Source organism: Porphyrobacter sp. YT40 (genome assembly GCF_006542605.1).
Classification (GTDB): Bacteria; Pseudomonadota; Alphaproteobacteria; order Sphingomonadales; family Sphingomonadaceae; genus Erythrobacter.
This window is the reverse complement of record NZ_CP041222.1, coordinates 2,299,184-2,320,939: the sequence shown is the minus strand read 5'-3', so window position 1 is coordinate 2,320,939 and position 21,756 is coordinate 2,299,184. Positions and strand designations below refer to the sequence as shown.

Sequence of the window (21,756 nt, the reverse complement as noted above, 5' to 3'; positions counted from 1 at the left end):
TGTCGCGCAAAGCCGCCCACCTGACAAGCATGTTGCCTCGCCCCGCACGCGATTGCCATTGCCGCAATGCAGCATTAGATCGTGCCCTAACAAGAAAATCCCACAGGAAGGACGACCCCATGACCCAGCTCTCCCCCGCCGATCCGATCGTGATCCTCTCCTACGCCCGCACCCCGATGGGCGCGATGCAGGGCGCGCTGGCGGATGTCTCGGCGACCGATCTGGGCGCGGTCGCGGTCAAGGCGGCGGTCGAGCGCGCCGGAGTGTCCGGCGAAGAGATCGACCGGGCCTATATCGGCTGCGTGCTGCCCGCCGGTCTCGGCCAGGCTCCCGCGCGGCAGGCGGCGATCAAGGCGGGCCTCCCGCTGAGCGTGCAGGCGACCACGGTCAACAAGGTGTGCGGATCGGGGATGCAGGCCGTGATCATGGGTGCAGAAGCACTCGCCAGCGGCACCATCGACGTTGTCGTCGCGGGCGGGATGGAGAGCATGACCAACGCGCCCTACCTTCTCAAGAAGCACCGCTCGGGCGCGCGGCTCGGCCACGACACGGCGTATGACCACATGTTCCTCGACGGGCTGGAAGACGCCTATGAACAGGGCCGCGCGATGGGCACTTTCGCGCAGGACACTGCAAACGCATACCAGATGACCCGCGAGGAGATGGATGCCTACACCATCGAATCGCTCGCCCGCGCCAATAACGCCATCGCCAGCGGTGCCTTCGCCGACGAGGTCGTGCCGGTGACGGTTAGCACCCGCGCGGGCGATGTCGTGGTCGAGCACGACGAAGCCCCCGGCAAGGGCCGCCCCGATAAGATCCCGCAACTGAAGCCCGCCTTCGCCAAGGACGGCACGATCACTGCGGCGACCTCCTCCTCGATCTCGGACGGTGCCGCCGCGCTGGTGCTGACCCGCGCGAGCGTCGCCGAGGCCAAGGGGCTCGCCCCGGTCGCCCGCGTCATCGCCACCGCCGCCCATGCGCAGGCGCCTGCCGAGTTCACCACCGCGCCGATCCCCGCGATCCAGAAGGTGCTTGAGCGCGCCGGGTGGAGCGTCGATGATGTCGATCTGTTCGAAGTCAACGAAGCCTTTGCCTGCGTCGCGATGTTCGCGATGCGCGATCTCGGCATTCCTCACGAGAAGATCAACGTGAACGGCGGCGGCACCGCGCTGGGCCATCCCATCGGTGCTTCGGGCGCGCGGATCATCGTCACGCTGATCGCTGCGCTCAAGGCCAAGGGCAAGAAGCGCGGCGTCGCCTCGCTGTGCATCGGCGGCGGGGAAGCGACCGCTGTGGCGGTTGAACTGGTCTGACGAAACGCGCGCGCCGGGCGGCGCTTAGCCGCCCGGCAGCGCTTCCGATCCCCACAGGCGCGCGGCGCTGATCCAGCCCTTGCGCCCGGCGATGTCGATATCGCACCAGCCTTCGCGGCAGGACTTCACCGCCCCGACCACGCCGGGTTCGGCCCGCCACTTGACCACTGCAGCGCTGTTGGGCTCGGCCTTGATCTCGGCGAGCCCCTTGCCGATGACAACGCCGCCGCGTTCGGGATCGAGCTGGCTCGCCGCGATCCAGCCCTGCGTGCCCTCGTGGTCCTCGACCAGTCGCCAGCCCTCGCGCACGCGCACCACCTTCACCGGCAGGCCCTTGCGCTGATAGACCCAGGCGACGGGATATTCCCCGCTCGGCCCGACCCGCATGTTGACGGTTTCGTAGCGCAGGCTCGCCCAGTAGGGCACGGCCCTGTCCTGCGCGCGGAGCGGTGCGGTCACGGCGGCGGCGGCGAGCGTCAGCGCGAGGCCGACGAGCGCGAAGAAACGGAATCCCTGCATGGGCACAGCGATAGCGCCTTCCTCGCAAGGGATTCAAGCCGCCCGTGCGCATCCTTGCCTTGACCGCCACAGGCCTGTGGCATTAGCCCCGCATCCATGACCCAGCGCCCCACCCGCCCCCTTGCCGCCGCGCCCCGCGTGATCGTCACCCGCCACCTGATGCCGGCGGTCGAGACGCGGATGCGCGAGCTGTTCGATGTGGTGCTGAACGAGAGCGACGTGCCCATGACCCGCGAACAGATCGCCGCCGCGATGCAGGATTGCGATGTGCTGGTGCCCACCGTCACCGATCGGATCGACGCCGATCTGATCGCGGGCGCGGGCGAGCGGCTTGGCCTGATCGCCAGCTTCGGTGCGGGCACGGAACATATCGATCTAGCCGCGGCGGCGTCGCGAAAAATCATCGTCACCAACACGCCCGGCGTCTTCACCGACGACACCGCCGACCTCGCCATGGCCGGGATCATCGGCGTGCCGCGCCGCATTCGCGAGGGCACTGCGCTGGTGCGCCGGGGCGAGTGGACCGGCTGGGCGCCCTCGGGCCTGCTGGGCCGCAAGCTTGCGGGCAAGGTGCTCGGGATCATCGGCATGGGGCGCATCGGGCAGGCGGTCGCGCACCGCGCGCGGGCTTTCGGGCTGGAGATCGCCTATTACAACCGCAAGCCGCTGCCCGAGGCGCTCGAACGAATGCTGGGTGCGCGTTACGTCGCCGATGTCGATGCGCTGATGGCCGAGGCCGACATCCTCACGCTGCACTGCCCGCTCACCGAGGAAACCCGCCACATGATCGACGCGCGCCGGATCGCGCTGATGAAGCCCGGCAGCAGCATCGTGAACACCGCGCGCGGCGAGTTGATTGATCAGGAGGCGCTGATCGCAGCGCTGGAGAGCGGCCATCTTGCCGGAGCAGGCCTCGACGTTTACCCCGACGAACCCCACGTCGACCCGCGCCTGATCGCGCATCCCAACGTGATGACCCTCCCCCATATCGGCAGCGCCACCGCCGAGGGCCGCGAGGATTCGGGGCACAAGGTGATCGCCAATATCCGCATGTGGGCCGACGGCCACAGGCCGCCCGATCAGGTGCTGACCGCGCTGATCTGAACGATCTGGACGAACGGCGAAAGCGCGCCATACTCGCGCGCCATGGCCGACACCGATCTCTGCACCCGATGCGGGCTATGTTGCAGCGGCGCGCTCTTCGATTTCGGCCCGCTGGCGGCCGGCGAGGTCGAACAGGCGCGCGCCGATGATCTGGCAGTATTGGAGGCCGAGGGCGAATTCGGCTTCGCCTTGCCCTGCCCGGCGCTCGATGGAGCCTGCTGCACGGTTTATGCCACACGCCCCGCCACTTGCCGCGCCTATCGCTGCAAGCTGCTGCGCGCGTTGGAGGGCGAAGATATGACCTTCGCCGAGGCAGTGGAACGCGTAGAGGAGGCGCGCGCGATGATGGCGGCGCTCACCCTGCAATTGCCCCCCGGGATGACCGTCACCGACCTGCGCCGGATGCGCCGCCGGTCTGTGGCCGCGGAAAACACTGCGCCGCTGATGGCCCCGCCCCACCTGATGATCGCGCTGGGGATGCTCGACCTCGTGCTCGACCAGCACTTCCGCAAGGCATCCGAACGCCAGATCATGCCGCGCGGCTGAACGGTTCGGTGGCGGCGGGTAGCCGTCGCCCCCGCCGCAGACCTCAATCCCCCGTCAAGATCCGCTCGACCAGTTCGCCCACGCTCGGCGTGTAGCCGTTCGAATAGAACGGGTCCTGCTTGAAGCGGTAGGCGGCGTGGCCCGCGAAGGCGAGGTTGTTGTCGGGATCGTCGCCGTGGGCGATGTCCTGCAGGGTCTTCTGGATGCAGAAGCTGCGCGGGTCGGCGAGGCGGCCGGTGGTGTAGTCGTCGTGATCCTTCCAGCTCGAAAACTGGCAGTGCGACAGGCAGCCCATGCAGTCCTGCTGGTCTTTGCGGATCGTGTCGCGCGCGTCCGGTGTGACGAAGACGATGGTGTTGTCGGGGGTCTTGAGCGGTTCGGAATGCCCGGCGCGCATCCACATTTCGGCGCGCGCCTTGTCTTCGGGCTTCACCCAGAAATTGCGCGCCTTGCCGTCTTCGCCGAGCTGCACGGTGCCCTCTTCCTCCCCGCGCTTGAAGAACGGAATCTGGCGCTCGCTGCGGTGCATCAGGTCGTAGAGGAACGGGGTCTTCACCGCGCTCGAATAGAAGCCGGTGGGCGAGAACTTGTGGAGCAGCACGTCGCCCGGTTCGACCGTGCGCAGCATGTCCTTCCAAATCTGCGGGATCGGGCTTTCCTGCGTGAGCAGCGGCCGCGTGCCGAACTGGAAGGCGATCGTGCCGAGCTCGGGATTGTCGATCCAGTCGTTCCACTCGCGCAGGAACCATACCCCGCCCGCCATCACGATGGGAACGGAATCGGGCACGCCCTCGATCCGCATCATATCGCGCAGGGTCTTCACCCGCGGATAGGGATCTTCAGGCTTCGTGGGATCTTCAGCATTGGAAAGGCCGTTGTGCCCACCCGCCAGCCAAGGGTCTTCATAGACCACCGCCGCCATCAGATCGGGCACCTTGTGGTAGGAGCGCTTCCACAGCGCGCGGAAGGCGCGGCCGGAGCTGACGATCGGCAGGTAGCAGACGTTGAAGCGCGCCGCGATTTCGGCAAGCTTGTAGGGCATCCCCGCGCCGCAGGTAACGCCGGTGACCATGCCGCGCGTGTTCTCCAGCACGCCTTCGAGCACGGCCTGCGCCCCGCCCATTTCCCACAGCACGTTGATGTTGATCGCGCCCTTGCCACCCGCGATCTCGTAGGCCTTCTTCACCTGCGTGGTCGCGCCGTCGATGGCGTAGCGGATCAGTTCCTGATGGCGCTCCTCGCGGGTGCGGCCGTGATAGACCTGCGGGATGGGGTTGCCGTTCTCGTCATAGCTGTCGGCATTGACCGCGCTGACCGTGCCGATACCGCCCGCAGCCGCCCATGCGCCCGAACTGGCATGATTGGTCGCCGAAACACCCTTGCCGCCTTCGACCAGCGGCCAGACTTCACGCCCGCCATAGATGATCGGGCTCAATCCCTTGAACAATGAAAACTCCCCTTCGCGCCGTCCCGTGGCGCGCATTTCGGTTTTGTCACATAGATGCGAGATACGCGCGCCGCAACGCTTGAGACGCCTTGCTGTTCTACCCGTTTCGCTACCCGGCGTCGCACACCTTGATCGCTTCGGGCGCGGTGCGTTTGGCCCCGCGCTGGAAACGCGCGAAATAGCCCTTGATGTCAGGGCGTTCGATATACTCGGCCAGCACATAGCCGACCGCCTCGAACTCGCAGAACAACAGCGTGTGCGGCAGGCCATGCGTGCCGACCCTGCTGTCGCTTTCCACCACGATGATCTGCCCGCCGGCATTCAGCGCGGGCCACATATTCCAGAGAAAGGCGTAGGGATCGCTCACTTCATGGTACATGTGCACCATGAAGATGCGGTCGAAACTGTCGTCGGGAAGCTGCGGATTGTCGGCGACGCCGGGCTTGATCGAGATGTTTTCGAGCCGCTCCTTCTCGACCCGCTGGAACAGCCGCTTGAGCGCCTCGCCGTCGATATCCTGCGCCAGGACGCGTCCGTTCTTGCCGACGCGCTCCGCAAGGCGAATGGTGTAATACCCCTCGCCCGCGCCGATATCCGCCACCGTCATGTCGGGGCGGATATTGGCGAGGTCCATCACCACCTTGGCCTCGTTGCGCTCGTCACGCGCGTCCTCGTTGGAGAACTGGTTGGAGACGACCTTGGCGATCGGACGATCGGGCTTGGGGAAGACCGCCTCGGTCGCGTTCGGGCCGGGCACGATCGGCACCACGTTGTCGCAACCCGCAAGCGCGAGCGCGGCCATCAGCGCAAAGCCGGAGGCAAGAGCGCGCACCCGCATCCGCGGTTACTCCACGTCCTCGATCTCGACCGTCTCGCCCGTCACCCGCTGGGCAAGCGCGGCCGAGATGAAGGGGTCGATCGCCCCGTCGAGCACCGCGTCGGGCGAGGTCGACACCACGCCGGTGCGCAAGTCCTTGACCATCTGGTAGGGCTGCAACACGTAGGAGCGGATCTGGTGCCCCCAGCCAATGTCGCTCTTGGCCGAATGCTCGGCACTCGCCGCTTCCTCGCGCGCGCGCATTTCCGCTTCGTAAAGCCGCGCCTTGAGCATATTCATCGCGATTTCGCGGTTCTTGTGCTGGCTGCGGTCCTGCTGGCTCGCCACCACGATCCCAGAAGGCTGGTGGGTGATGCGCACCGCGGAATCGGTCGTGTTGACGTGCTGCCCGCCCGCGCCGCTCGCGCGGTAGGTGTCGATCTTGAGATCGGCAGGGTTGATGTCGATCTCGAAGGAATCGTCGATCACCGGATAGACCCACACGCTCGAGAACGAGGTGTGGCGCCGGGCTGAGCTGTCATAGGGGCTGATGCGGACAAGCCGGTGGACGCCGCTTTCGGTCTTGGCATAGCCATAGGCGCCGTCGCCCTTGATCAGCAGCGTCGCCGACTTGATCCCGGCCTGTTCGCCCGCCTGATATTCGACCGTCTCGACCTTGAAGCCGCGCCGTTCGGCCCAGCGGCCATACATGCGGAACAGCATCTCGGCCCAGTCCTGGCTCTCGGTGCCGCCCGCGCCGGCGTGGATTTCGAGATAGGTGTCGTTGCCGTCGGCCTCGCCCGAAAGCAGCGCCTGCACCTTGTCGGCATCGGCGCGGTCAGCGAGCGCGGAGAGGGTCCCGAGGCCATCTTCGACGATGGAGTCCTCGCCCTCGGCCTCGCCCATCTCGATAAATTCGATCGCGTCGGCCATTTCGGCTTCGATCTCGCGCACCGTGTTGACCGCGGTCTCCAGCGTCTTCTGCTCGCGGCTGATCGCCTGCGCCTGTTTGGGATTGTCCCACAGGCTCGGGTCCTGCACCCGCGCATTCAGCTCGTCGAGACGGCGCAGCGCGCGCTCCCAGTCGAGCGACAGGCGCACCAGCGCCAGCGCCGCTTCGATCCGGTTGATATAGGCTTGGGCCTCGGCCCGCATGGTCGATCCTTCAGTCGTGCCAGAAAAGTCGGCACCGCTTAGCGGCGGCGGCGCGTTTGTAAAGCGCAGCCCCGCCTTACTTCTTCAGCGCGCGCACCGCCGCAAGGGTCTTTTCGACATGGCCGCGATAATCCGCGTTGGAATGCACCGCAACGATCCTTCCGTCCTGCGCGATGACATAGGACGTGCGGGTGGTAAGGCCTGAATTGCCCATCGCGACGTCATAGGCGGCGATGATCTTCGGGCTTGCCACACCCACCGGGAAGGCATCGCGGCATTCCTCGCGGCTGAAGCGCTTGAGGGTGGCGATGTCGTCGTTCGACAGGCCGATCACGCTCGCCCCCGCCGCCTTGAACTGCGGCATCGCCTCGGCGAAGGCATTGGCTTCGAGCGTGCAGCCCGAGGTGAAGGCCTTGGGATAGAAATAGAGCACCACCGGCCCCTTCGCCAGGGCAGAAGTCAGGTTGAAACCGAATTCCGAACCCGCCAGCGCAGCGGTGGTGGCAAAGGCAGGAGCCTTGGTGCCCTTGGGCAATTCGGCCTGCGCCGCCGTCGGCGCGGTGAGCGAAAGGGTGGCAGCGCCCAGCCCGGCTAGGGCGAGCGCGGCGAGCGGAGCGGTGAGGAAGCGATGGGTCATGCCGCGTTCAACCCGCCAGCCCTGCCTGCGGTTCCAGCCCATCGCCGCGATCAGTCGGTCGCGCCGGTGTCGATGAAGTCGACCGGCTCGTCGATCGGCTCGTCCACCACCGCGCTTTCGGCATTCTTGCGACCGGCGCGGATCAGCGCGATGATCTCGTTGCGCTTGGCGGCGATGGCGTCCTGCCGGGTGTAGCGATCGGGCTCGGTGTTGGGCTTGAAAGCCTCCCAGATGATCGCCGATTTGGGATCGTCGGTCGGCCAGCCATCGAACACGCGCTTGCCACTGCGCCGGTCGACCCGCACCATCTGCACGCCCTGCGGCGCGACCGGCGGCAGATCGGACCATTTGGACTTGGTCTTTTCGATCAGGCTCTTGATGATCGGCGCGGAGATCGTGCCGCCATAGGCATAGCCGCCCATGTTGCGGGGCTGGTCGAAGCCCACGTAAGCCCCGGCGACCATGCGCTGCGTGCCGCCGATGAACCACACGTCCTTGGGGCCGGTGGTGGTGCCGGTCTTGCCGAACAGCGGCAGGCCGAGAGGGTTGAGCACCGTCGCCGTCCCCCGGCTGACCGCGCCGCGCAGCATGTGCATCACCTGAAAGGCGGTGCGCGCGTCCATCGCCTGCGCGCCCTTGACGCCCAGACGCGGCATCGGCTTGCCATCCCACTTGGCCATGTTGCAGCCACGGCAATCGCGGGTATCGGCGCGCCACAGCACCTTGCCGCGGCGGTCCTGCACATAGTCAATTACGGTCGCCGGGTTGAGCTTGCCGTGGTTGGCGAGCGCCGAATAGGCCGCGACCATCTTCACCAGCGTGGTCTCCCCCGCCCCGAGCGCGGTCGAGGGATAGGCCGGGAACTTGCCGATCCCCATTTTCTCGATTTCCTTGACGACATTGGGCATCCCCGCCGTCATGCCGATCTGGACGGTCATGATGTTCTGCGACTGCTCGAGCCCATAGCGCATCGGAAACTGCCCGCCGGTGCCGCCGCGGATGCACTTTTCGCCGAGGTTGGCGCCCTGATAATAGCAGAAGCGGTTGTTATCGATCTGGGTCGAGGGGGTCATGCCGCTGTCGAGCCCGGCGGCATAGACGAAGGGCTTGATGGTCGATCCGGGCTGACGCATCGCCTGCGTCGCGCGGTTGAAGTCAGACAGGCGGTGGTCGAAGCCGCCCTGCATCGCCAGCACCCGGCCCATCTGCGCATCTTCCACCACCAGCGCGCCCTGCGCTTCGGGAATGGTGCGCACCTGCCAGCCATTGCCCGAAGGGCTCGCCGCGATCACGTCACCCGCCTTGAGCGCATTGGGAAGACCGCTCAGCGGATATTCCTTGCCATCGGCAAAGCCGATCCGCGCCGACGGGCCACTGCGCTGCGTCACCACGCCGACGCGCCAGTCCTTGTAATTGATGCCGAGCGGAGAGGATTGCAGCTGGCTCGCCCAATTGCCCTCGCCCACATCGATCGTCGCGATCGGCCCGGCCCAGGCACGCCCGCCGTGATAGCGCAGCAGCCCTTCGCGCAGCGCATCGCGCGCGGCGATCTGCATTGCGGGATCGAGGCTGGTGCGCACCCACAAACCGCCCGCGTAGACCGAATTGGGCCCGCTTTCCGCCGTCTCGCCGAAGCGCTCGATCAGCTCGCGACGCACCTCCTCGAGGAAATAGCCTGCATCGACGGAACGCTCGCGCCGCTGGGTGACGAGGCCCAGGGGCTTCGCCGCCGCCGCGCGCCGCTCGGAGCCGGTGATGAAGCCGTTCTCCTCCATCTGGCCGAGCACGAAATTGCGCCGTTCGAGCGCCGCGGCTTCCTGCCCCTTGCGGCCATAGCGCTCGGGCGCCTTGGGCAGGATCGCGAGGAAGGCGGCCTCGTGCAGTTCGAGCTGGTCGACATCCTTGTCGAAATAGGCCCGTGCCGCCGCCTGCACCCCGAAGGAACGCCGCCCGAGCGGAATTTCGTTGAGGTAGAGCTCGAGGATTTCCTGCTTGGTCAGCACGCCTTCGATACGGCCCGCAAGGATCATTTCCTTGAGCTTGCGCGTCACCGAATATTCGTCGCCCAGCAGCAGGTTCTTGGCAACCTGCTGAGTGATCGTCGACCCGCCCACCGCGCGCTTGGTGCGCGCCGGGTTGAGGTAATCGATCACCGCGCCCGCCGTGCCGAAATAGTCGATCCCGCCGTGGCTGAAGAAGGTCTTGTCCTCGGCCGAGAGATAGGCCTCGATCAGCAGTTCGGGGAAGTCGGCATATTGCAACTGCACCCGCCGCTCGCGCGCGTAGGAGTGGACGATTTCGCCATCGTAGCCGCGCACCACGGTGGGCAGCGGGGTCTCGTAGGTCAGCAGCGCCTCGGCCTCGGGCAGATCGCTGGCGAGCCACACGAAGACCGCGATCCAGATCGCCAGAAATGCCCCGAATGCGATCGCCGCCAGCTTGAACAGACGGCTCTGCCGCCAGCGCGCGGCGAACCATGCCAGCACGCCGCCAAGGTCGCGGTTGATGCGGTAACGCACATAGGCCCAGCGCGAGAGCGCGGCGCCATCCGCATCGGGAACATCGGCGGCAGGGGAGACAGTCGGTTCGGTCATCAGCGCGCGCCAACTAGCACGCCGGGAACGCTCAAGGCTAGCCGCAATGCGAACACAATCCGCGTCCTTCAGTTCGCATCGGCGCCGGTATCGCTGCGCCGCGCGAAGTAGACCTGCACCGCACGCGCCAGCACGCCGGCATATTGCGCCCGCCCCTCAGGCGTGGTCAGGCGCGCGCGATCAGTGCGGTTGGTGACGAAGCCGCTTTCGAACAGCACCGAAGGCACGTCGGGCGCGCGCAGCACGGCGAGCGCGGCCGAGCGGCGCGGCTGGGCGTGGAAGGCGAGCCGGTCATTGCCTTCGCGCAGGATCAGGCCCTGAAATTCCGCCGCGTTGTCCTGGGTGCGTTGCTGCGACAATTCGACAAGGATCGCGCTCACCGCCTCGCTGGTGCCTTCGATCGCGATGCCGTTCAACCGGTCGGCATCGTTCTCGCGGGCGGCAAAGCGCGCCGCCGCCTCGCTCGAAGCCGCGTTCGACAGGGTGTAGATGCTAGCCCCGCTGACATCGTCGCGCTCCCCGGCGGAATCGGCGTGGATCGAGATGAACAGATCGGCGTCCAGCAGGCGGGCGATCTCGGGCCGGTGGGCGAGCGGCAGGATACGGTCGTCGCCGCGGGTCAGCGCCACCCGGATGCCGCCCGCCTCGAGCAGCTCGTCGCGCAGCGCCAGCGCGATGGCGAGCGTGATGTCCTTTTCGCTGACCTTGCGCCCTTCGGCATCGGTCCCGATCGCGCCCGGATCGCGCCCGCCGTGTCCGGCATCGATCACCACCAGCGGGCGGGCGGGATCATCGGGCCCGGCGATCTCCGGCAGATCCACCGCCCCATCCGCCGCCGCGCCGAGCGGAACCGTCACCACATAGCCGCGCGCCCAGTGCGGCACCGGGATCGTCAGGCCGAGCGCCGCCGCACCTCCGAGCACCAGCGCGGGAACCAGCAGCATGATCAGCAACAGGGTGCGATAACTCATTGCCTCACCGGCTTACGTTCTTGCGCGCAGGAAACGCAATAGAGTTGCGGGGTTTGCCCCACAGTGCTAGCGATGTTGTCGGAGAGGTCGGATCAAGGCGCGCTGCGCCCCAACTGCCCACCTCCCGCGCCGGGGCACCACTTTCTCTCCCGCCCTCGGCATCAAGACAGGTTGATGCAGTGACGATACGTTTTTCCCGATCGACAAGCCCGCAGCGCCCTTCGCGCTCGCGTGTCGTTTCGGGTCAAGACGCGGCGACCTTCCGCACGTTCGCCATTGCAGACACGAGCTTCGCGCCCGCCGCCGCTGGCGGTCATGGCGCGATCATCCCTTCCGGCATCGCTTTCGGGCAGGCCGGTTCCCCACAATATGCGCGCCCCCTTCCCCCGCTTACGCGGGCAAGGCCGGGCGCATGGAGACTATTCAATGGCAACGCGCATGCTCATCGATGCGCGCCACCCAGAAGAAACACGGGTGGCGGTTCTGCAAGGCAACCGGATTGAGGAATTCGACTTTGAATCTGCCGAACACAAGCAGATCAAGGGCAATATCTATCTCGCCAAGGTAACCCGGGTCGAACCTTCGCTGCAGGCGGCTTTTGTCGACTTCGGCGGCAATCGCCACGGCTTCCTCGCCTTCAGCGAAATCCACCCAGATTATTACCAGATCCCCAAGGCGGATCGCGACGCGCTGCTCGCTGAGGAGGCGGAAGCCGCCGAAGAAGAAGAGCGTCTGCGCGCCGAAGAGGAAGACGAGGGCATCGCCCCCGGCGCCGAATATGACGCCGAAGACGACAGCGGCGAAGCGCTGGCCGAGGATTTCGCCGAAAACGGCGTCGAGGAAGTCGACACTTCCGACAAGGACGATGTCGCCACCATCGAGGATGGCGCGTCCGACGAGGAAGGCGGCGAGGACGACAGCGGCGACTCAGAGGAAACGTCCGAAGAGAATGGCGAAGACCGCGGCCGTCGCGGTCGCGGGCGTCGTCGTCAGGGTAAAGGCGGCGACAAGGGCGGCAACGACAAGGGTGGCCGCAGCCGCGCCAAGCAGGTCGACGAGGTGCGTGCCAAGCGCATGGCGCTGCGCCGCCGCTACAAGATTCAGGACGTGATCCAGCGCCGTCAGGTGCTGCTGGTGCAGGTCGTCAAGGAAGAGCGCGGCAACAAGGGCGCGGCGCTGACCACCTATCTCAGCCTTGCGGGCCGTTACACCGTGCTGATGCCCAATTCCTCGCACGGCGGCGGGATCAGCCGCAAGATCAGCTCGACCAGCGATCGCAAGCGGCTGAAGGACATGGTTTCGGACCTCAAGCTGCCCAAGACCATGGGCCTGATCGTGCGCACCGCCGGCATGAGCCGCACCAAGCCCGAGATCAAGCGCGACTTCGATTATCTCGCCCGTGTGTGGGACGAGATCCGCGAGAAGACCCTCGCCTCGGTCGCGCCAGCGCTGATCCATTCGGACAGCGACCTCATCAAGCGCGCGATCCGCGACATCTACAACAAGGAAATCGAGGAAGTCGTCGTCGAGGGCGAGGAAGGCTACAAGTCGGCCAAGGCCTTCATGAAGCTGCTGATGCCCAGCCACGCGCGGCGGGTGAAGGCCTATTCCGACCCGGTGCCGCTGTTCCAGCGCTATGGCGCGGAAGACCAGCTCAAGGCGATGTATGATCCGATGGTGCAGCTCAAGAGCGGCGGCTATCTGATCATCAATCCGACCGAGGCGCTGGTGTCGATCGACATCAACTCGGGCCGTTCCACCAAGGAACACGGGATCGAAGCGACCGCGCTTCACACCAACCTCGAAGCGGCCAAGGAAATCGCCCGCCAGCTGCGCCTGCGCGACATGGCGGGCCTCGTCGTGATCGACTTCATCGACATGGAATATTCGAACAATGTTCGAAAGGTCGAGAAGGCGATGAAGGAGGCGCTGAAGAACGATCGCGCCCGCATTCAGGTGGGCCGCATCAGTTCGTTCGGCCTGATGGAAATGAGCCGCCAGCGGCTGCGCACCGGCGTGCTCGAAGCGACCACCCGCGAATGTCCGCACTGCGACGGCACCGGCCTTGTGCGCACCGCCTCCTCCGCAGGCCTTTCGGCGCTGCGGCTGATCGAGGACGAGGCGGCCAAGGGCAAGGGCACGCAGATCCGTCTCGCGGCGAGCACCGAGGCGGCGATCTACCTGCTCAACGAAAAGCGCGCCGATCTGGTCGAGATCGAACAGCGCTACGGCGTCAGCGTCGAAGTCGTCCCCGAAGGCGAGGACGAAGGCGCGAAGATGAGTGTGTCGAGCATGGGCCCGCGCCCGGCGCAGGCGCCCAAGTTCGAACCGATCATCGACGAGGACGAGGACGACCTGCCCGAGGAGGAGGACGACTTCGCCGAGGACGAGGCCGAGGCCGAGCAGCGTCCGTCCCGCAAGCCCCGGCGCGAGCGTGCCGACAATGACGATGGCAGCGACGACAATGGCGGGCGCAAGAAAAAGCGCCGCCGTCGCCGGGGCGGACGGGGCCGCAATCGCGACCGCGAGGAAGGCGCCGAGGGCGAAACGCAGGACGGCGAATCCGCCGACGGTGACGGCGACGCTGGCAGCGACGAGGGTGAGGCCCGCACCGACACGCCGACGGCTGACGATGGCGCGACCGACAGCGAGGGCCGTCCGAAAAAGCGCCGCCGTCGCGGCGGGCGCGGTCGCAAGCGGCGCGATGGCAGCTATGAAGGCGATACCGACGAAAACGGCGAGAGCGTCGCCAGTGACGATTCGGTGAAGTCCGAGGCAGCGGAAGCTGAGCAAGCCGAACCTGAAGCAGCGTCCGAAGCGCCAGTCGAATCTGCGCCCGAACCCGCGCCCGAAGCCCCGGCTGAAAAGCCCAAGCGGGTGCGTGCGCCGCGCAAGAAGAAGGTGGCGGAACCGGTGGCCGAGGATGTGCCCGCCGAACTCGCCCCGGAACTCGCAGCGGAAGCTGCCGACGCTACCGTCGAGGCCGAAGCCGAGCCCGCGCCGGCCGAAAAGCCCAAGCGCAAGCGCGCTCCGCGCAAGGCCAAGGTGGCCGAGGCCGATCCGGCCGAAACCGCTGAGGCGACCGCGCCTGCCGGTGCTCCCGCAAGCGAGGAAGCGCCCGAACAGCCCGATGGCCCGGCCGGCGAACCGCGCCGTGGCTGGTGGCAGCGCACCTTCGGGCAATAAGCCGATGATCGGGCGGCGCGCAAAGGAGCTCTTGATCGCTTTTGCCGCCGCCCTCATCGCGTTCACGCTGGCCGTTCCGGTCGCTGCCCAGTCTCCCCGCCCCAACGCTCCGCCCGCCAAATCGGCAGCACAGGCGGCCTATGAGAAGGGCGATTACGCCGCCGCCCGCAAACTGTGGGAGGAAGCCTGCGATGCGGGCAGTGCGGTCGATTGCTACGAACTCGGGATCGTCTACCGCGATGGCGAGGGTGTCGCGCCCGACCGTGCGCGCTACGTCGAACTGATCACCCGCGCCTGCGACGCTGATATCGCGGCGGCCTGCTACAATCTTGGGCACGAGGAACTGCGTGCGGTCGAAACGGACCGCGGCACGGCCACGCCCGAGCAGCTGAGCAGAGGCCTCGCCTTCTACCGCCGCGCCTGCACGCTCGGCCAACCCAAGGCCTGCACCAATCTTTACCTCCATCTGTCGCGCGAGGCGGCGGGCGGGGATGGCACAGCGCTGGCCAATCTGCGCCAGCTGTGCGTTGACGGAACGGGCGCGGCCTGTTTCGGCGTCGCCAGCCTCTACGACATCCACCTCGACGCGAAGCTCGGCAACGATCCCGAGGCTGCCAACGCGGCGCTGCTGCTCGGCTGCGAACGGATGGATTACGACAGCTGCCAGAACCTCGCCTGGCATTACGACCACGGCTTCGGGCTCGAGACCAACAAAGTGCGCGGCGCGGCACTCTATCACCTCGCCTGCGACGATGACCCCGGATTTGTGTGCCCGATGGTCCCTGGCAGCGCGATTGCCGCCCAGCCCGACCGCAAGGCGCCGGTGCAGCGCGAATGGCAGCGTGCGGCGGGGGCCTACCGCGCGGCGTGTGACGACGGGCTGGCGATGGGCTGCTTCGGCTATGCCCGCCTGATCGCCAAGAGCGGTCGCGGCGCCAAGGAGGCCGAGACGATGCGCCAATGGCTCGGCCGCGCGCTGGCGCTGTCGCCGGGCATGCCGATCGCGACCGAGCTGCTGCGGCGGGTCGACGCGGGCGAATTGCCCGCCGCACCGCTGCGCTGATCAATCCGCCCGCCGCGCGACACCCCACTCCATCCACCCGGCAAAGCGCGGCGCCTTTGGGGTGTAGCCCTCCCCCAAGGCCTCGACCGAAAAGCCCGCGCCGGCAAGCGCAGCCGCAATCGGACGGGTCAGATGACATCCGCCCGCAATCCTCTTCCACACGGGCTCGATCCGCTCCTGCCACCCGCGCACGACGGCATCTGGCGCACGGCCATGTTCGAGGAACAGCACTTCGCCGCCGGGGCGCAGAATGCGCCGCAGCTCGGCCATGACCTGCGCCGGATCGTCCACCGAACACAGCGTGAAGGTGCACACCACGCAATCGAAGCGCGCGTCGCCAAAGGGGATTGCCTCGCCCCGCCCCTGCCGCAGGTCTGCCGCCCAGCCCTTCTCCCGCGCCGCCGCCCGTGCCCCTTCGAGCAGTCCAGCGTGCGGATCGATCCCGGCATAGGAGGTGATCGCCGCAGGGTCGTAGAAGGCATGGTTGATCCCGCCCCCACAGCCCAGTTCGAACACATCGCCCCGCGCGCGCGGCACAACCGCCGCGCGGCGCTTCATCACCTGCCCCTGCGAACAGGCGCAGGTGATCAGTCGCGGCATGATCGTCGCCTCGTACCACCTCGCCAGTCCCATCATCGCCTCCCGCGTCCTCTTTCCCTGCGCTGCAATGCGTGGCACGTTGCGGTTCAATTGCAAACAGGCTCTGGAGGGATGCCAGCAATGACCATCAATAGCACTGGCGAGAATACGCGCAGCACAGAGCCAAGCGCGTTCCGCTTCCACCCCAGTCTGTGGCTCGGCGCGGCGATGCTGTTCGCCTTTCCGGTGCTGGGCATGGCGATGAGCGAAGAGGTCAATTGGGGTGCGGAGGATTTCGCAGCGATGGCGCTGCTGCTTGGGCTGCTGTGCGCTGCGATCGAGGCGGCGCTGCATTTCCTCGATTCGCCGCGCTGGCGCATCGCGGGGATCGGGCTGGCGGTGCTGCTGTTCCTCACCGTCTGGGCGCACCTTGCGGTGGGGATATTCAGCTAGGCAGGCACTTCATCGCCGCGGAAATCGAACACTCGCCCGGATTGCGCCGGGGTCAGACGCGCGAGAACATCGAGCAGATTGGCGGCGGCATCCTGCGGCGCGGTCAGTTGGCCTTCTGGCAGGCCCGACTGGAACGGCTCCGACAGCGCGGAATCGACCGTGCCGGGGTGCAGGCCCACTACCACGCCCTCGGAATGGGTGCGTGAGACCTCGATTGCCAAGTTCTTCAACAGCATATTGAGCGCCGCCTTGGACGCGCGGTAGGAATGCCACCCGCCGAGGCCATTGTCGGAGATCGACCCGACCCGAGCCGAGAGCGCCGCAAAGGTGAAGGGCGCCCCGCGCGGCATCAGCGGCAGCATATGCTTGGCGATCAGCGCGGGGCCGATGGTGTTGAGGGCGAAGACCTCCGCCATGACCGCCGGGTCGAGCCGTTTGTAGGTGCGCTCCGGCCCCGTCCCGTCGGCCAGTGTCAGCACGCCGGTCGCCGCGATCACCCATTCGGGCGGATCGTCGCGCATCTCCTGTGCGGCGGCGGCGATGCTGGCCTCGTCGGTCAGGTCGAAGGCGAAACGGCGGATCGCAGGCCCCTGCGGCCCCTCGCCCCGGCGCGATCCGGCGTGGATCACTTGCGCGCCGCGCGCGGCGAGCGCTTCGCACAGCGCAGCCCCGATTCCGCCCGAAGCTCCGAATACCGCCGCGCTGCGCGGCGCACGCGCTGCGCTCTGTCCTACATCAACCATGTCGGCTAAAGGCCGCGAATGCCTCGCCGGTTCCTGCCTTTTTGCGATCCCTTCGGTGCGCCGCCGCGCACGGCTGTGCAGAGCCCCATAGTTTTGTCCTTGGACAGTGTCTCATTGTCTCCAACACCTATGTTGCTGTGCCGCGCTCAACCCCTGTTAAAAAGGCTGCAACAGCCCCGGCTTGCGCGGGGGCGCAATGACGTTAGATAGGGGCCGACACGCAACCGGGATCACGTAATGGCCACCTTCACTCTGCCCAAGAATTCCAAGATCAACGCCAACGGGAAGACGCACAAGACGTCTGGGGGCCGTGTGAAGGCGTTCAAGATCTACCGCTACGATCCCGATTCCGGCCAGAACCCGCGCTACGACAAGTTCGAGATCGACCTCGACCAGTGCGGCCCGATGGTGCTCGACGCGCTGTTCAAGATCAAGAACGAGATCGACCCGACGCTGACCTTCCGCCGTTCCTGCCGCGAAGGCATCTGCGGGTCGTGCTCGATGAACATCAACGGCAAGAACGGCCTCGCCTGCACCACCGCGATCGAGGATCTGAAGGGCGAGATCCGCATCACGCCGCTGCCGCACATGGACGTGATCAAGGACCTGGTGCCCGATTTCACGCATTTCTACGCGCAATATGCCAGCATCCGCCCGTGGCTCCAGACCGTCTCCCCCACGCCGAGCGGCAAGGAGCGGCTGCAATCGCCCGAACAGCGCGAGCAGCTCGATGGCCTCTACGAGTGCATCCTGTGCGCCTGCTGCTCGACCTCGTGCCCGTCATATTGGTGGAACTCGGACAAGTTCCTCGGCCCGGCGATCCTGCTGCAGGCCTATCGCTGGCTCGCCGACAGCCGCGACGAGATGACCGGCGAGCGGCTGGACGATCTCGAAGATCCGTTCCGCCTTTATCGCTGCCACACTATCATGAACTGCGCGAACGTGTGCCCCAAGGGCCTCAGCCCCGCCAAGGCGATCGCCGAAACCAAGAAGATGATGGCCGAGCGGGCCATCTGATCCGGTGAGCTTCAAGGACGAGGTGTTCGAACACGGGCCGTGCCCGGACAATCCCGGCTGGCACCGCTGGGATCTGAAGGACGAAACGCTGTTCAACGGCGCGGTGATGGGCAAGCTCATCACCCGCGTCGACCCTGACGGGAAGGCGCGGTTGCGCATGATCCCCGAACGGCGCCACACCAACCTGCAAGGCGTGATCCACGGTGCGATCACGCTCTCGCTGATCGATATCTCGCTGTTCGTGACGATGCACCGGATCGGCACCGGCAATGCTGGGCTATCGGTGACGCTGGAGCTTTCGACGCAATTTGTGGGCGGTGGCGATCCCGCGCGCCCGCTTGACGCTGTGACCGAGATCGTGCGCGAGACCGGCAAGCTGGTGTTCGTGCGCGGTATGGTGGTGCAGGACGAGGACGTGGTCGCCAGCTTCTCGGGCATCGTGCGCAAGATGCAGCCGCGCGGCTGAGGCACCCATGCCCGGCCTCCTCGCCCGCTACGATGCGCTGATCGCCAGCGGAGAGCTGCGCGCCGATGCAGACCAGCACGCGGCGGCCGAACGGTTGGGGCGGTTGCAGGACGAGCTCGAGGCGCCGCCGCCCTCGTCCGGCTTCATCGGCAAGCTGTTCGGCAGCAAGCCCGCCGAGACACCGCGCGGGGTTTATCTGTGGGGCGGTGTCGGGCGCGGCAAGTCCATGCTGATGGACCTGTTTGTCGAGACCCTTGCCATCGAGCGCAAGCGGCGCGTCCACTTCCACGCCTTCATGCTCGAACTCGACCGGCTGATCACCACCGCGCGCAAGGCCGGTCGGCGCGATCCGCTGGTGGCCGTCGCGCAGGAAATGGCGGAGCAGGTCCGCTGCCTCGCCTTCGACGAGATGGTCGTCAACAACACCGCCGACGCGGCGATCATGGGCCGCTTCTTTGCGGCGCTGATGGAGGCGGGCACGGTGATCGTCACCACCTCCAACCGCCCCCCGCGCGATCTCTACAAGGACGGGCTCAACCGCTCGCTGTTCCTGCCCTTCATCGATCTGGTCGAGGCGCGGATGGACGTGCTGAGCCTCAACGGGCCGACAGACTACCGGCTCGACCGCATCGGCGACCTCGCCACCTGGCACGCACCGATGGGCGATGAAGCGACCGCGCAGGTGCGCGAAGCCTTCTTCCGCCTCACCGACTTCGACCCCGACGATGCCACCCACGTGCCGAGCGGCGAGCTTGATCTGGGCGGCGGGCGGACGCTGCACGTGCCCAAGTGCCTGAAGGGCGTGGGCGTGTTCAGCTTCAAGAAACTCTGCGCCGCCAACCGCGGCGCGGCAGATTACCTCGCCATCGCGCGAGCGTTCCACACCGTGATCCTCGTCGGCATTCCGCGCATGGGCCCGGAGAACCGCAACGAGGCGATCCGCTTCACCAAGCTGATCGACGCGCTTTACGAGCACCGCGTCAAGCTGTTTGTCACCGCCGCCGCTCCGCCTGAGGAACTCTACCAGGCAGGCGACGGCGCTTTCGAATTTGCGCGCACGGTCAGTCGGTTAAACGAGATGCAGAGCGAGGCCTACATGGCGCTGGGCCACGGGGCGGAGGATTGAATCCTCATTCCGTTCGCCCTGAGCCTGTCGAAGGGCCGTTCTTCACTTCTGGCATTGGCAAAAGAAAGTGCGGTGCTTCGACAGGCTCAGCACGAACGGAGTTGGTAGTTTAACCGCTGATGCCGAGCTGGCCGAGCGACTTTTCCAGCATCAGCAACTGCCATAGCGTGCGCGAATGATCTGCACGGCCAGCGATATGCGCCTCGGCGAGGCTTGCGATAGCCTTCGCATCGAAGAACCCGGTCTGCGCCAGACTGCCCGAAGCGATCGCCCGCGCTGCGCCTGCCAGCGGCCCGCGCAGCCACTCGGAGATCGGGGTGACGAAGCCCTGCTTGGGCCGGTAGAGAATGTCGTGCGGCAGGTAGCGTTCGAGCGACTTCTTGAGCAGATACTTGCCCGTCCCACCCCTCACCCGCATCCCTTCGGGCAGCCGCGCGGCGAATTCCACCAAGCGGTGATCGAGCAGCGGCTCGCGCGCTTCGAGGCTCACCGCCATGCTGGTGCGGTCGACCTTGGTGAGGATGTCGCCGGGCATCCAGAACATGAGGTCGGCATATTGCGCGCGGTCGAGGCCCGAGCGTCCCGGTGCTGCCCGCATCAGCGCGATCAGCTCGTCCTCGGCGCGGAAACCATCGATGCTGGCGGCGAAGCTGTCCGAATAGAGCGCGCGGCGCGCATCGGGCAGCGTCACCGAAAGGCCGCGCGCATAGCCCTCCTCGCCGCTCTCGGCCAATGCCAGCAGGGTCGCCTTGGCGCGTAACGGACGCGGGGCCCAGTCAGCCTTGGGCCATGCGCGACCCAACCCTCCGAACAGCGGCGCACGCAGGCCCGCAGGCAGCACCGAACGCGCACGCTCCTCGTGATGGTGGAACACCTGCCGCCGGTAGCCGCCGAAAGCCTCGTCCCCTCCGTCGCCCGAGAGCGCCACCGTCACCCGCTCGCGTGCCAGCTGGCATACGCGCCAAGTCGGCAAGGCGGAAGCATCGGCGAAGGGCTCGTCGAACATCGCGGCGAGCTGATCTATCGCCGAGAAATCATCGGTCGCGACGATCCGTTCGGCATGGTCCGCGCCGAACTTCGCGGCGACCTGACGGGCGTAGGAGGTCTCGTCATAGGCGGCGACATCAAAGCCGATCGAGCAGGTCTGCACCGGCTGCGCGCTGGCTTCGCTCATCAACGCGACCACGCCGGAAGAATCCACCCCGCCCGACAGGAACGCCCCCAGCGGCACGTCGGCCACCATCCGCGAGCGAACGCCTTCGCGCAACAGATGGACAAGCTGCGCCGAAAGATCGGCCTCGCTGCCCTTCTCGCGGCGGGTGAAGTCGATGTCCCACCAGCGCTGCGGATGCCCCGGTGCCTTGCCCTGCTCCAGCAGCCAGAAGTGCCCGGCAGGGAGCTTCTCCACACCTGACAGTATCGAATGGGTGTCGGGAACGTAGCCCCACGTCATGTAGGCCTCCACCGCAAGCGGATCGACCCGGCGGCGCAGCAGCGGGTGCGCGAGCAGGCCCTTCAACTCGGAGGCAAAGGCGATGCTGCCATCGGACAGCGCGGCGGTGAACAGCGGCTTCACCCCGAAGCGGTCGCGCGCGAGGAACAGCTGGCGCTTGTCCCGGTCGAACAGCGCGAAGGCGAACATCCCGTCGAGCCGGGAGAGGCAATCCGGTCCCCAGCGTTGCCACGCCGCAAGGATCACCTCGGTGTCGCCCGAGGTGCGAAAGGTGAAGCCCGCCTGCTCGAGCTCGGCGCGAAGGGCGCGGAAATTGTAGATCTCGCCGTTGAAGACGATCACCGCGCGGCCATCGGGCGAAGGCATCGGCTGCGGCGATCCCGCGAGGTCGATGATCGACAGGCGGCGGTGACCGAGCCCCACGCCGAGGTCGGTCCACACCCCTGCCCCGTCCGGCCCGCGATGCGCGAGCGCATCGCACATCCGCTCGACCCGCGCCGGATCGACCGGCTTGGGGCTTTCGGCATGGAAGATCCCGGCAATTCCGCACATATCGGGCGCGGG

General features: G+C 66.8%; 19 protein-coding genes. 9 read left to right on the top strand and 10 right to left on the bottom strand.

Annotated elements, in window-relative coordinates:
• The first annotated feature begins 119 nt into the window (after positions 1-119).
• Positions 120-1,316: an acetyl-CoA C-acyltransferase gene (locus E2E27_RS10865; RefSeq protein WP_141459082.1), complete on the top strand. Its 1,197-nt coding sequence runs from the start codon at positions 120-122 to the stop codon at positions 1,314-1,316.
• A gap of 24 nt (positions 1,317-1,340) precedes the next feature.
• On the opposite strand, the gene E2E27_RS10860 is transcribed toward E2E27_RS10865, so the two are convergent.
• Entirely contained in the window at positions 1,341-1,835 is a 495-nt protein-coding gene (locus tag E2E27_RS10860; RefSeq protein WP_141459080.1) for an SH3 domain-containing protein, read from the bottom strand.
• Between the two features lie 96 nt (positions 1,836-1,931).
• On the opposite strand from E2E27_RS10860, the gene E2E27_RS10855 reads away from it, so the two are divergent.
• Together E2E27_RS10855 and E2E27_RS10850 are read left to right on the top strand one after the other, a co-directional pair.
• A complete protein-coding gene (locus tag E2E27_RS10855) occupies positions 1,932-2,939 on the top strand; it encodes a 2-hydroxyacid dehydrogenase (protein WP_141459079.1) in 1,008 nt (335 codons plus the stop codon).
• Positions 2,940-2,981: 42 nt separating this feature from the next.
• Positions 2,982-3,485 carry a YkgJ family cysteine cluster protein gene (locus E2E27_RS10850; protein WP_141459077.1) on the top strand — a complete coding sequence of 168 codons (504 nt, stop codon included), beginning with the start codon at positions 2,982-2,984 and terminating at the stop codon, positions 3,483-3,485.
• A 43-nt stretch (positions 3,486-3,528) separates the two neighbouring features.
• Here E2E27_RS10850 and E2E27_RS10845 read toward each other — a convergent pair whose 3' ends face one another.
• The 6 genes from E2E27_RS10845 to E2E27_RS10820 form a co-directional block, all read right to left on the bottom strand.
• A complete protein-coding gene (locus E2E27_RS10845) occupies positions 3,529-4,968 on the bottom strand; it encodes an NAD(P)H-dependent flavin oxidoreductase (protein WP_141459074.1) in 1,440 nt (479 codons plus the stop codon).
• Positions 4,969-5,041: 73 nt separating this feature from the next.
• Positions 5,042-5,770: a class I SAM-dependent methyltransferase gene (locus E2E27_RS10840; RefSeq protein WP_502705516.1), complete on the bottom strand. Its 729-nt coding sequence runs from the start codon at positions 5,768-5,770 to the stop codon at positions 5,042-5,044.
• Between the two features lie 6 nt (positions 5,771-5,776).
• Complete coding sequence (gene prfB / locus E2E27_RS10835) at positions 5,777-6,904, bottom strand: peptide chain release factor 2 (RefSeq protein ID WP_141459072.1); 1,128 nt, start codon at positions 6,902-6,904, stop codon at positions 5,777-5,779.
• 76 nt (positions 6,905-6,980) lie between these two features.
• Complete coding sequence (locus E2E27_RS10830) at positions 6,981-7,541, bottom strand: peroxiredoxin (protein WP_141459070.1); 561 nt, start codon at positions 7,539-7,541, stop codon at positions 6,981-6,983.
• 50 nt (positions 7,542-7,591) lie between these two features.
• A complete protein-coding gene (locus tag E2E27_RS10825; protein ID WP_234036024.1) occupies positions 7,592-10,135 on the bottom strand; it encodes a penicillin-binding protein 1A in 2,544 nt (847 codons plus the stop codon).
• Positions 10,136-10,203: 68 nt separating this feature from the next.
• On the bottom strand, positions 10,204-11,106 hold the full coding sequence (locus E2E27_RS10820) for an N-acetylmuramoyl-L-alanine amidase family protein (RefSeq protein WP_141459068.1): 903 nt from the start codon (positions 11,104-11,106) through the stop codon (positions 10,204-10,206).
• Between the two features lie 426 nt (positions 11,107-11,532).
• Between E2E27_RS10820 and E2E27_RS10815 the strand changes: the two genes are divergently transcribed.
• Positions 11,533-14,292 carry an Rne/Rng family ribonuclease gene (locus E2E27_RS10815; RefSeq protein WP_141459067.1) on the top strand — a complete coding sequence of 920 codons (2,760 nt, stop codon included), beginning with the start codon at positions 11,533-11,535 and terminating at the stop codon, positions 14,290-14,292.
• 31 nt (positions 14,293-14,323) lie between these two features.
• A complete protein-coding gene (locus E2E27_RS10810; RefSeq protein WP_141459065.1) occupies positions 14,324-15,355 on the top strand; it encodes a tetratricopeptide repeat protein in 1,032 nt (343 codons plus the stop codon).
• Here the strand turns inward: E2E27_RS10810 and E2E27_RS10805 are convergent, their stop codons facing one another.
• Positions 15,356-15,988, bottom strand: coding sequence for a class I SAM-dependent methyltransferase (locus tag E2E27_RS10805; RefSeq protein ID WP_141459063.1), 633 nt, complete (start codon positions 15,986-15,988; stop codon positions 15,356-15,358).
• Positions 15,989-16,075: 87 nt separating this feature from the next.
• On the opposite strand from E2E27_RS10805, the gene E2E27_RS10800 reads away from it, so the two are divergent.
• On the top strand, positions 16,076-16,387 hold the full coding sequence (locus tag E2E27_RS10800; RefSeq protein ID WP_141459061.1) for a hypothetical protein: 312 nt from the start codon (positions 16,076-16,078) through the stop codon (positions 16,385-16,387).
• Here E2E27_RS10800 and E2E27_RS10795 read toward each other — a convergent pair.
• Positions 16,384-17,130, bottom strand: a complete 747-nt coding sequence (locus E2E27_RS10795; protein ID WP_141459059.1) for an SDR family NAD(P)-dependent oxidoreductase — start codon at positions 17,128-17,130, stop codon at positions 16,384-16,386. The genes E2E27_RS10800 and E2E27_RS10795 overlap by 4 nt on opposite strands.
• Before the next feature lie 237 nt (positions 17,131-17,367).
• Here E2E27_RS10795 and E2E27_RS10790 point away from each other — a divergent pair, with 237 nt between their 5' ends.
• The 3 genes from E2E27_RS10790 to zapE are packed head-to-tail and all read left to right on the top strand — an operon-like array spanning position 17,368 to position 19,739.
• The gene (locus tag E2E27_RS10790; protein ID WP_141459057.1) at positions 17,368-18,147 is read left to right on the top strand and encodes a succinate dehydrogenase iron-sulfur subunit; all 780 of its coding nucleotides are present in this window, start codon (positions 17,368-17,370) and stop codon (positions 18,145-18,147) included.
• A gap of 4 nt (positions 18,148-18,151) precedes the next feature.
• Complete coding sequence (locus tag E2E27_RS10785; RefSeq protein ID WP_141459055.1) at positions 18,152-18,613, top strand: PaaI family thioesterase; 462 nt, start codon at positions 18,152-18,154, stop codon at positions 18,611-18,613.
• Positions 18,614-18,620: 7 nt separating this feature from the next.
• Positions 18,621-19,739 (top strand): cell division protein ZapE, encoded by a 1,119-nt coding sequence (gene zapE, locus E2E27_RS10780; RefSeq protein WP_141459053.1) that lies wholly within the window; start codon positions 18,621-18,623, stop codon positions 19,737-19,739.
• Between the two features lie 109 nt (positions 19,740-19,848).
• Here zapE and E2E27_RS10775 read toward each other — a convergent pair whose 3' ends face one another.
• Complete coding sequence (locus E2E27_RS10775) at positions 19,849-21,744, bottom strand: XrtA/PEP-CTERM system amidotransferase (protein ID WP_141459051.1); 1,896 nt, start codon at positions 21,742-21,744, stop codon at positions 19,849-19,851.
• Between the last annotated feature and the right edge of the window lie 12 nt (positions 21,745-21,756).

Excerpts from the sequence above, each read along its gene's own strand:
- E2E27_RS10865 (WP_141459082.1), top strand. The coding sequence starts at position 120 with ATGACCCAGCTCTCCCCCGCCGATCCGATCGTGATCCTCTCCTACGCC.
- E2E27_RS10860 (WP_141459080.1), bottom strand. The coding sequence starts at position 1,835 with ATGCAGGGATTCCGTTTCTTCGCGCTCGTCGGCCTCGCGCTGACGCTC.
- E2E27_RS10855 (WP_141459079.1), top strand. The coding sequence starts at position 1,932 with ATGACCCAGCGCCCCACCCGCCCCCTTGCCGCCGCGCCCCGCGTGATC.
- E2E27_RS10850 (WP_141459077.1), top strand. The coding sequence starts at position 2,982 with ATGGCCGACACCGATCTCTGCACCCGATGCGGGCTATGTTGCAGCGGC.
- E2E27_RS10845 (WP_141459074.1), bottom strand. The coding sequence starts at position 4,968 with ATGCGCGCCACGGGACGGCGCGAAGGGGAGTTTTCATTGTTCAAGGGA.
- E2E27_RS10840 (WP_502705516.1), bottom strand. The coding sequence starts at position 5,770 with ATGCGGGTGCGCGCTCTTGCCTCCGGCTTTGCGCTGATGGCCGCGCTC.
- prfB (WP_141459072.1), bottom strand. The coding sequence starts at position 6,904 with ATGCGGGCCGAGGCCCAAGCCTATATCAACCGGATCGAAGCGGCGCTG.
- E2E27_RS10830 (WP_141459070.1), bottom strand. The coding sequence starts at position 7,541 with ATGACCCATCGCTTCCTCACCGCTCCGCTCGCCGCGCTCGCCCTAGCC.
- E2E27_RS10825 (WP_234036024.1), bottom strand. The coding sequence starts at position 10,135 with ATGACCGAACCGACTGTCTCCCCTGCCGCCGATGTTCCCGATGCGGAT.
- E2E27_RS10820 (WP_141459068.1), bottom strand. The coding sequence starts at position 11,106 with ATGAGTTATCGCACCCTGTTGCTGATCATGCTGCTGGTTCCCGCGCTG.
- E2E27_RS10815 (WP_141459067.1), top strand. The coding sequence starts at position 11,533 with ATGGCAACGCGCATGCTCATCGATGCGCGCCACCCAGAAGAAACACGG.
- E2E27_RS10805 (WP_141459063.1), bottom strand. The coding sequence starts at position 15,988 with ATGGGACTGGCGAGGTGGTACGAGGCGACGATCATGCCGCGACTGATC.
- E2E27_RS10800 (WP_141459061.1), top strand. The coding sequence starts at position 16,076 with ATGACCATCAATAGCACTGGCGAGAATACGCGCAGCACAGAGCCAAGC.
- E2E27_RS10795 (WP_141459059.1), bottom strand. The coding sequence starts at position 17,130 with ATGGTTGATGTAGGACAGAGCGCAGCGCGTGCGCCGCGCAGCGCGGCG.
- E2E27_RS10790 (WP_141459057.1), top strand. The coding sequence starts at position 17,368 with ATGGCCACCTTCACTCTGCCCAAGAATTCCAAGATCAACGCCAACGGG.
- zapE (WP_141459053.1), top strand. The coding sequence starts at position 18,621 with ATGCCCGGCCTCCTCGCCCGCTACGATGCGCTGATCGCCAGCGGAGAG.
- E2E27_RS10775 (WP_141459051.1), bottom strand. The coding sequence starts at position 21,744 with ATGTGCGGAATTGCCGGGATCTTCCATGCCGAAAGCCCCAAGCCGGTC.